The organism is Microbacterium sp. (assembly GCF_049661145.1).
In the GTDB taxonomy this organism is placed as follows: Bacteria; Actinomycetota; Actinomycetes; order Actinomycetales; family Microbacteriaceae; genus Microbacterium.
The window spans coordinates 1-9,723 of sequence record NZ_JBASZT010000180.1 but is presented as its reverse complement, the minus strand read 5'-3'; the positions used below and the strand labels follow the sequence as shown (position 1 = coordinate 9,723).

The following is a 9,723-nucleotide window of genomic DNA, read 5'->3' as shown; positions in this document are numbered from 1 at the left end:
CGTGACAGCAGTGATCGCGGCAGCGCGGCGGTCGCCTGGGAACGCCTCGAAGCGCTCGCCGCCTCTCCCGCGCTCGTGGTGCCTGCGCTATTCGCCGAGCCCGGGCTCGGACTCACGCCGCGCCGGCGCCAAGTCGCGGAGCGCGCGGCGGCAGGATGCCGGGATGCCGACATCGCGCGCGAACTGGGCATCTCGCCGCGCACCGTCAACGTCCACGTGTCCGCCGTGCTGGCAGCGCTCGGAGCGTCCTCTCGCCGCCAGCTCGCTCCGCGGCTCACGATCGCCGCGCCGGTGTGCGAGCTGAACGACGCGTCGTCGCCCCATGCGGTCACCCGCGTTCCGCTCACTACGTAGCAGTCGGTGCGCGGCAGTGCTTCTTACCTATAGTGCGGACTCATCGTGCGGGCCGATGCTGGGACTCCGGCGATGAACGGACGATGATCGAAGGGATACGTCATGCGCAGAGGTGAGGACGTGTCCGCTCCTCATCCACGTCGCATGCCCGCGATCGCGATCGCGGGGCTCCTGTTGCTGACCGGCTGTGCGGGTGGGGACCCGCCCACGCCGAGCTCGGCTGACTCGACGGCGCCGGGCACGGCGAGCGCGGCCGATCCCGCCGCCGTGCCCGGGGCCGACGCGACCGAGGCTCAGCACCTCGCGCCCACCGCATCCGGCTGGCTCGCCGGCAACGAAGTCACGCTCACGTCGGCCGAGTACGATCCGGACGCGGGCAGGATCGTCGTGACGGCTGACGTGAAGAACACGTCGGAGGTCGAGTCTTTCACGGGCGAGTATCTCTCGTGGGTCTTTCTCGACGTGGGTGCGGGGGCGCCGGCGACAGCCTTGCAGTTCTCGTCGACAGCCGTCGCGCAGGCCACGACGGAAGTGGAGATGAGCTTCTTCGCGCCGGACGACGGTCTGGTGCTGGCAGATGCCGTCCTGCAGCTGGGCGCGAGTGGCCAGCGACAGTGGCTGCTCCCGCTCGACCCCGACGCCGAGGCGACGGGAAGCGAACCGAAGACCGCCGCACTCAGCGGCACGATCGACGCTTCGGGGATGACGCTCACGCTCGCTTCGGTGTCCGTGGTTCCGTGGACATGCTCCGACTCGGACGACTACGGCACCGGAGGAACGGGGCGGGTGACGTACGAGCCGGTGGCCGACGACAAGCTCGGCGTCGTGGTGCGAGGCGACTTCGCCGAGTCGGTGGCCTACACCGGCGGGAACGCCGTATCCACCATGACACTCGAGCAGCCTGATGGCATCTCGGTCAACGCGATCGGTGCGGTGTGGCACGTCTTTGCGGCGGGCGACCGGGCCGAGGACTACGCTCTGTGCTTCACGGTCGACGCGCCCGCCACGGGAACCTACACGCTCGGCTTCACCACCTATCGAGGGGCGTCGGCGTCCGGGCCGATCACGTTGCCGTGACCGACGGGGTTTCCGTCGCCCTCTGAGAGAGCACGGTCGCGACGAGCTCGATGAGTGACGCCGATGCGGCGTAGCGTCGGGAGCAACGACCGGATGCGGGGTGAGGACAGCACGATGGAGCAGCGACTGAGTCTCGTCACTCTCGGGATCCGCGACTTGGAGCGTGCGATCGCGTTCTACCGAGCGCTCGGTTGGGAGCCGCACCCCTCCTCGGTCGCTGGTGAAGTGGCGTTCTATCAGACGGGTGGCATAGTCGTGGCGCTGTGGTCGCGTGACGCGCTCTCGGCGGACTCCGGCGTCTCCGACGGCGGCGGATGGGGCGGGATCACCCTTGCCCACAACGTGGCGACGACCGCGGAGGTGGACGGCATCCTCGTCGCCGCGGCGGCTGCGGGAGGCCGGATCGCACGGCGCGCAGCGCCGACCGAATGGGGCGGCTACTCGGGCGTCTTCGTCGATCTCGATGGCCACCCGTGGGAGATCGCCGTCAACCCCGGCTGGAGCCTCGAGGCCGACGGGACGACGCGGCTGGGCTGAAGACCGCGGCTCGGCCGCTCCCCGGTCGCGCGTAGGGCGGGTTCTCCGGGGGTCCCTTGGGTGGGATCAGTAGTAGGATCAGCGGTATGTCCACGACGGAGAAGATCAGTGCCACGCTGCCCAAGCCGGATCTGGTCTTCCTGGGGGAGTACATGGCACGCACCGGGACGACACGCTCCGGGGCCCTTCACGATGCTGTCAGGGCGTTGCGGGAGGGCTCGCTCGCCGCTGACTACCGGTTGGCTGACGAGGAATGGTACAACGACTCGGCATCCGCGGCCCTCTGGGAGAACACGGTCTCAGACGGACTCGACGAGCAGCTCTGACCCGAAAGTCTTCGTGACATGATTCATGCTTTCTCGCCCCGCGGCGCGGCAGCGCCACGGAATAACTGATGCGACGCGGCGATATCTGGCTGGCCGATCTGGACCCAGCTGCAGGTAGCGAGGCGGCCAAGACGCGCCCGGTCGTCATCGTCTCCAACAACGCGCGGAACGAGGTCTCCCGCACGACGCGGCGCGGCGTGATGACGATTGTGCCCCTCACCACGAATGTTGCGCGAGTGCTGTCGTTTCAGGTGCTGGTGCGTGCCGACGAGCGCACCGGGCTGACCCACGACTCGAAAGCGCAGGCCGAGCAGGTACGCTCAGTCGACGTCTCGCAGCTGTCGCGCCGGCTGGGCGCGCTCGACGCGCGCACCGCAGCTGAGTTGGACACCGCGCTGCTCGTGCACCTCGCGCTGGACTAGTCGGCATCCACTTCTGCGGAGATCTGCACTTCCGCGGATCGATTCCCGCAGAGTTGTCCTCGGTTGTGAGGATCTCCGCGGTAGCGACGGTCGTCGCGCCCGTACCCCGGACCCCGGATCCCGAAGCCCGTGTCGGAACCCCGACCTAGACTTGTCCGGTGCCCATCGTCCCCGTCGCCACCTCGAAGATCAGCGTCCGCGGAGCCCGCGTCCACAACCTCAAGAACGTGGACCTGGACATCCCGCGCGACGCGCTGGTCGTCTTCACGGGCCTGTCCGGATCAGGCAAGTCGTCCCTCGCCTTCGACACGATCTTCGCCGAGGGGCAGCGTCGCTATGTCGAGTCCCTGAGCGCCTATGCGCGTCAGTTCCTCGGCCAGGTCGACCGCCCCGACGTCGACTTCATCGAGGGCCTCAGCCCCGCCGTGTCGATCGATCAGAAGTCGACGAACCGCAATCCGCGCTCGACCGTCGGCACGATCACCGAGATCCATGACTACATGCGCCTGCTGTGGGCGCGCGTCGGTGTACCGCACTGTCCCGTGTGCGGTGCGCAGATTCAGCGTCAGACCGTGCAGCAGATCGCCGATCAGCTGATCGAGCTGCCCGAGCGCACGCGCTACCAGATCGTCGCGCCCGTCGTGACCCAGAAGAAGGGCGAGTTCGTCGACCTCTTCAAGGAGCTGTCGGCGAAGGGCTATGCCCGAGCCGTCGTCGACGGCGACCTCATCCAGCTCGCCGAACCGCCGGCACTCAAGAAGAGCTACAAGCACGACATCGCCGTGGTCGTCGACCGGCTCGTGGCAGGCCCCGATATCCTCGGGCGCATCACCGACTCCGTCGAGACGGCGCTTGGCCTTGCCGACGGCATCATGCAGGTCAACTACGTCGATGAAGAGGGGGATGCTGCGTGGCAGAGCTTCAGTGAGAAGCTCTCGTGCCCCAACGGGCATCCGCTGCAGCTGACGGAGATCGAGCCGCGCACGTTCTCGTTCAACGCCCCGTTCGGCGCATGCCCTACGTGCTCGGGCCTTGGCACCCGCATGTCGGTCGACGTGGAGCTCATGCTCGGCGACGACGAGCTCTCGATCAATGAGGGCGTCATCATCCCGTGGACCACCCAGGGCAAAGGCCTGTACCAGTACTACGAGCGCCTGCTCGTGGGTCTCGCCGATGACCTGGAGTTCTCGCTCGACACGCCATGGCGCGAGCTGTCCGCTGAGGTTCAGGATGCTGTGCTGCGCGGCGAGAACTACAAGGTCACCGTCAAATGGCGCAACCGCTATGGCCGCGAGATGCGCTATTCGTCGGGGTTCGAGGGAGTCGTCCCCTACATCGAGCGCCAGTACACGCAGGCCGAGACCGATGCGCAGCGCCAGCGCTGGGCGGAGTACCTGCGTGAGGTGCCGTGCCCCGTCTGCCACGGCGACCGGCTCAAGCCCGAAGTGCTCGCGGTGCTCGTGCACGGGCAGTCCATCGCGGGTGCGTCCCGCATGAGCCTCGGCGACGCGCAGAAGTACTTCGCGCAGCTGGAGCTCACCGAGCGCGAGGCCAAGATCGCCGCTGCCGTGCTGCGGGAGATCAGGGCGCGCCTCGACTTCCTCATCCAGGTGGGCCTGAGCTACCTCAGCCTCGGCCGCGCCGCCGGAACGCTCTCGGGAGGCGAGGCGCAGCGCATTCGCCTCGCGACGCAGATCGGATCGGGGCTCACCGGAGTGCTGTACGTGCTCGACGAGCCGTCCATCGGCCTGCATCAGCGCGACAACCGGCGTCTCATCGAGACGCTCGTGCGCCTCAAGGACCTCGGCAACACCCTCATCGTCGTGGAGCACGACGAAGAGACCGTGCACGCCTCGGACTGGGTCGTCGACATCGGTCCGCGCGCGGGCGTCGACGGCGGCGAGGTCGTCCACTCCGGGCCGCTGGCGTCGCTCCTGGAAGAGCCGCGCTCGCTGACCGGTGCCTACCTCAGCGGACGCCGGTCGATCGAGACTCCGAAGCGGCGCCGCAAGATCGACAAGAAGCGGATGCTGACCGTCGTCGGCGCGCGCGAGAACAATCTCCAGAACGTGACCGCCGAGTTCCCCCTCGGCGTGCTCACCGCCGTGACCGGGGTCAGTGGTTCCGGCAAGTCGTCCCTGGTCAACGGCATCCTGTACGAAGTCCTCGCGACGAAGCTCAACGGCGCCCGCCGTGTTGCCGGCAAGCACACGCGCGTGACGGGCCTCGACAACCTCGACAAGGTCGTGCACGTCGACCAGGCGCCCATCGGCCGCACCCCGCGCTCCAACCCCGCGACCTACACCGGCGTCTTCGACCGCATCCGCACGCTGTTCAGCGAGACCGTCGAAGCGAAGACCCGCGGCTACCAGCCGGGACGGTTCAGCTTCAACGTCAAAGGCGGGCGGTGCGAGGCCTGCTCCGGCGACGGCACGATCAAGATCGAGATGAACTTCCTGCCCGACGTGTACGTGGACTGCGAGGTGTGCCACGGCCAGCGGTACAACCGCGACACGCTGAGCGTGCACTACAAGGGCAAGAACATCGCCGAGGTGCTCGAGATGCCGATCGCCGAGGCAGCGGAGTTCTTCGAGCCGATCCAGGCGATCCACCGCTACCTGGGGACCCTCGTCGACGTCGGCCTCGGCTATGTGCGTCTCGGCCAGTCGGCGACGACGCTTTCCGGCGGCGAAGCGCAGCGCGTCAAACTCGCGACCGAGCTGCAACGCCGCTCCAACGGCCGCAGTGTGTACGTGCTCGACGAGCCGACGACGGGCCTGCACTTCGAGGACGTCTCCCGGCTGCTGCAGGTGCTGAACGGTCTCGTCGACAAGGGCAACACCGTCATCGTCATCGAACACAACCTCGACGTCATCAAGTCGGCGGATTGGATCATCGATCTCGGTCCCGAGGGCGGCTCCGGCGGCGGCCGGATCGTCGCGACGGGCACACCTGAGCAAGTCGCGCGCGTCGAAGGCAGCTTCACCGGCACGTTCCTCGCGGAAGTGCTGGCGGGCGGATCGCTCGTCGACGGCGGCGACCGCGGCGAGGGGCGCGAACCGGCGCGCAAGGCGGGCTGATGGCCACAGCGCTGCCGTACAAGCCGAAGCCGGGCGAGATCCCCACCGAGCCAGGCGTGTACCGCTTCCGCGACGCCGAAGGACGCGTGCTCTACGTCGGCAAGGCCAAGAACCTGCGTGCGCGGCTGTCGAACTATTTCGCCCCGTTGCACACGCTGCACGAACGCACGCGCCGCATGGTGATGACCGCGACCTCGGTGGAGTGGACGGTCGTCGCCAGCGACGTCGAGTCGCTGCAGCTGGAGTACATGTGGATCCAGGAGTTCTCGCCGCCGTTCAACGTGCGCTACAAGGACGACAAGTCCTATCCGTACCTGGCGATCACCCTCGCCGACGAGGCGCCGCGGGTCATCGTGACGCGGAACCACCGCATCCCCGGCGCACGCTACTTCGGTCCCTACCCCAAGGTGTGGGCCGTGCACGACACGATCGACCTGATGATCAAGGTCTTCCCGATCCGCACCTGTTCCGATGCGTCGTACAAGAAGGCGATGAGCTCGGGGCGCCCGTGCTTCCCCGGTCAGATCGGGCGCTGCGGCGGGCCGTGCTCGATGAAGGTCACGATCGAGGAGCACCGCGCGATCGTCGACGACTTCGTCGCCTTCATGTCCGGCGGCGACCAGCGCTTCACCCGCGACCTCACGCGTCGCATGCGCGAGGCCTCGGCGGCGATGGACTACGAGTCGGCGGCGCTGTACCGCGACCGGCTGCAGGCGATCGACGCGGTGCTCAGCCGCAGTTCCCTCGTGCTCGCCGAAGACACGGATGCCGATCTGTTCGGCATCGCGGAGGACGAACTGTCTGCGGCGGTACAGCATTTCGTCGTGCGGGGCGGCCGGGTGCGCGGGGTCCGTGCGACGACGATCGACAAGGAGCTCGACATCGCCGGGGCCGACCTCGTCGACCAGGTGCTGCAGCGCACGTACGGCTCGGCGGGGCCTGGTGAGATCCCGCGTCAAGTTCTCGTCCCGGTCTTGCCGGACGATGCCGACGAGCTCGAGCAGTGGCTGCAAGAGCGGCGGGGAAAGCGGGTCTCGATCCAGGTGGCCCAGCGCGGCCGCAAGGCCGACCTCATGAAGACGGCCACCCTCAACGCGTCACAGGCGCTCATGCTGCACAAGACCCGGCGCACCTCGGACTACACGGCGCGCACGAAGGCGCTGACCGATCTGCAGGTCGCGCTCGGCCTCGATGAGGCACCGCTACGGATCGAGTGCTACGACGTCTCGCATCTTTCGGGTACGAATGTCGTCGCCTCGATGGTCGTGTTCGAGGACGGACTGCCCCGCAAGGACCAGTACCGTTCCTTCTCGGTCCCCGAGACGACGGACGACACCGACTCGCTCTATCAGGTGCTCACGCGCCGCCTCGCGCATGTCGACCGCGACGATGCGCCATCGGCATCCGACGCGACGAGAGAGGCGACGGATGCCGACGAACTCGTCGTGACCGAGCGCAAGCGCCCCCGGTTCGCCTACCGTCCGCAGCTGTTGGTGGTCGACGGCGGCGCGCCGCAGGTCGCGGCGGCCGCGCGGGCCCTCGAAGACGCCGGGCACATCGAGATCGCCCTGTGCGGTATCGCGAAGCGGCTCGAGGAGATCTGGCTGCCGGGGGAGGAGTATCCGGTGATCCTGCCGCGCACGTCCGAAGCGCTCTATCTGCTGCAGCGACTGCGCGACGAGGCGCACCGGTTCGCGATCACGCACCAACGGGGGCGTCGCCGCCGCGACATCACGACGGTCCTCGGCGAGGTGCCCGGACTCGGTCAGGCGCGCATCAAGGCACTGCTGCGGCACTTCGGGTCGGTCACCGCGCTCAGCAAAGCGACCGCCGAGGAGATCACGGCGCTGCCCGGGATCGGCCCGAAGCTCGCGGCCGCGATCGAGCAGCGTCTCGCCGCTCGCTAGTCTGGGCACAGCGGATCGGACCGGATCCATCGGCGTCGACCGCTGCTGGTCGACCGATCTGGGGAGGGAACGTGGCAGGCGTTCAGGAGTCCGGCGAGGTGCTCATCGTCACGGGCATGTCGGGCGCAGGGCGCACGACGGCGGCGAACGCGCTCGAGGACCTCGACTGGTACGTCGTCGACAACCTGCCGCCGCAGATGCTCGGACCTCTGCTGGAACTCAGCGAGATGGCCGGCGGCGCGCTCCCGAAGATCGCCGCCGTCGTCGATGTCCGCGGCCGCGATCTGTTTCGCGCGCTGCCGTCGGTCACGAGTGCGCTGCGGGGCGGTCGCCCGCTGCGCGTGCTGTTCCTCGACGCTTCCGACGATGTGCTGGTGCGTCGGTTCGAGTCGGTGCGCAGGCCACACCCCCTGCAGGGTGATGGAACCATCCTCGACGGCATCCACCGGGAACGGGATCGCGTGGCTGCGATCCGCGAAGGCGCCGACGTCATCGTCGACACGAGCGCCATGAACGTCCATCAACTCGCCACGCGCATCGTCGATCTCTTCAGCGAAGAGGGCGCCGCCCGGCACACCATCACGGTGATGAGCTTCGGTTTCAAGTACGGTCTGCCGACCGACGTGGATCTGGTCGCCGACATGCGATTCCTGCCGAACCCGTTCTGGATCCCGGAGTTGAAGGCACGTACGGGTGAAGACGAGTCGGTGCGCGAGTACGTTCTGAGCCAGCCGGGCGCGCGCGAGTTCATCGACGCCTACGCGGTTGCGCTACGTCCCGTGCTGGAGGGCTACCAGCGTGAGAACAAACGGCATTCGGTGCTCGCGGTCGGTTGCACGGGCGGCAAGCACCGGTCGGTCGTGACCGCCATCGAGCTGGCCGACCGGTTCGCAGAGCTGCCCGGAGTCGCCGTCCGTGTGAAACACCGCGACCTCGGCCGCGAGTAGGCTGGTCATTTGTTCGCCCGCTCGCTGACCGAAGGATCGCCGTGTCGCCCACTGCAGACGTGAAGACCGAGCTGGCCGCAATCCGCGACCCTCGTCCCACGGCTCGGGTGGCTGAGCTCACCGCGATCCTTCGCTTCTCCGGCGGCCTGCATTCGATCGCGGGGAGGGTCGCGGTCGAGGCCGAGCTCGAGACGGATCCTCTGGCACGCCGGGTGGCGCGCGACATCATGGAGCTCTACGGCGTGCGCCCCGAGTTGCATCGCGTGCAGGGATCCGGAGGAGACGGCGGCCGCGTGGGCGGGCACTTCGCGGTGCGCGTCATCGACGGCGGCGAAACCCTCGCCCGGCAGACCGGACTTCTCGACGCGCGCCGGCGTCCCGTCCGCGGCCTTCCCAACAAGCTCACAACCGGTGCTCGACACGATCTCGCCGCGGTGTGGCGCGGCGCCTTCCTCGGAGCCGGTGCGTTGTCCGATCCGGGGCGCTCGGCCGCGCTGGAGATCTCTTGCCCGACCGGTGAGGCGGCGATGGCGCTCGTAGGCGCCGGCCATCGCCTGGGCATCGCGGCGAAGGTGCGTGAGGTGCGGGGTGTGCCGCGTGTCGTCGTCCGCGACGGTGAAGCGATACGCGTCGCCCTCGCGGAGATGGGTGCGGCGCGCACGGCGCAGGCGTGGGAGGAGCAACGGCAGCGCCGCGAAGTGCGTGCCGGCGTCAACCGGCTCGTCAACTTCGATGACGCCAACCTGCGCCGCTCGGCACAGGCAGCCGTGGCCGCCTGTGCCCGCGTCGACCGCGCCCTGGAGATTCTCGGAGACGACGTCCCCGAGCACCTGCGAGAGGCCGGCGAGCTGAGGCTCGCGCATCGCGACGCCAGTCTCGATGAGCTCGGCCACCACGCTGATCCGCCGCTGACGAAGGATGCTGTGGCGGGCCGCATCCGGCGCCTGCTGGCGATGGCCGACAAGAAGGCCGTCCAAGTCGGCATCCCCGGCACCGACGCCGCCGTCCCCGAGGACCTCGAGGACCTCGGGGCCTGACCCCGCCGCGCCCCACCCGCCCTCGCTGCCGCGCCC

General features: G+C 68.5%; 9 protein-coding genes. All 9 read left to right on the top strand.

Annotated elements, in window-relative coordinates:
- On the top strand, positions 1-354 hold a 354-nt coding region (locus tag WBP48_RS07930), incomplete at its 5' end, for a helix-turn-helix domain-containing protein (RefSeq protein ID WP_424438623.1).
- A 144-nt stretch (positions 355-498) separates the two neighbouring features.
- Entirely contained in the window at positions 499-1,431 is a 933-nt protein-coding gene (locus tag WBP48_RS07925; protein WP_424438620.1) for a hypothetical protein, read from the top strand.
- 63 nt (positions 1,432-1,494) lie between these two features.
- Positions 1,495-1,968 carry a VOC family protein gene (locus tag WBP48_RS07920; protein ID WP_424438617.1) on the top strand — a complete coding sequence of 158 codons (474 nt, stop codon included), beginning with the start codon at positions 1,495-1,497 and terminating at the stop codon, positions 1,966-1,968.
- Between the two features lie 86 nt (positions 1,969-2,054).
- The gene (locus WBP48_RS07915) at positions 2,055-2,294 is read left to right on the top strand and encodes a hypothetical protein (RefSeq protein WP_424438614.1); all 240 of its coding nucleotides are present in this window, start codon (positions 2,055-2,057) and stop codon (positions 2,292-2,294) included.
- Between the two features lie 68 nt (positions 2,295-2,362).
- Positions 2,363-2,716 carry a type II toxin-antitoxin system PemK/MazF family toxin gene (locus WBP48_RS07910; RefSeq protein ID WP_424438611.1) on the top strand — a complete coding sequence of 118 codons (354 nt, stop codon included), beginning with the start codon at positions 2,363-2,365 and terminating at the stop codon, positions 2,714-2,716.
- A 158-nt stretch (positions 2,717-2,874) separates the two neighbouring features.
- A complete protein-coding gene (gene uvrA, locus WBP48_RS07905; protein ID WP_424438608.1) occupies positions 2,875-5,796 on the top strand; it encodes an excinuclease ABC subunit UvrA in 2,922 nt (973 codons plus the stop codon).
- Positions 5,796-7,703, top strand: a complete 1,908-nt coding sequence (gene uvrC / locus WBP48_RS07900) for an excinuclease ABC subunit UvrC (RefSeq protein WP_424438605.1) — start codon at positions 5,796-5,798, stop codon at positions 7,701-7,703. The genes uvrA and uvrC overlap by 1 nt, the downstream gene beginning before the upstream one ends.
- A 71-nt stretch (positions 7,704-7,774) precedes the next feature.
- A complete protein-coding gene (gene rapZ, locus WBP48_RS07895) occupies positions 7,775-8,650 on the top strand; it encodes an RNase adapter RapZ (RefSeq protein WP_424438602.1) in 876 nt (291 codons plus the stop codon).
- Positions 8,651-8,691: 41 nt separating this feature from the next.
- Positions 8,692-9,687, top strand: coding sequence for a DNA-binding protein WhiA (gene whiA / locus WBP48_RS07890; protein ID WP_424438599.1), 996 nt, complete (start codon positions 8,692-8,694; stop codon positions 9,685-9,687).
- Positions 9,688-9,723: the final 36 nt, after the last annotated feature.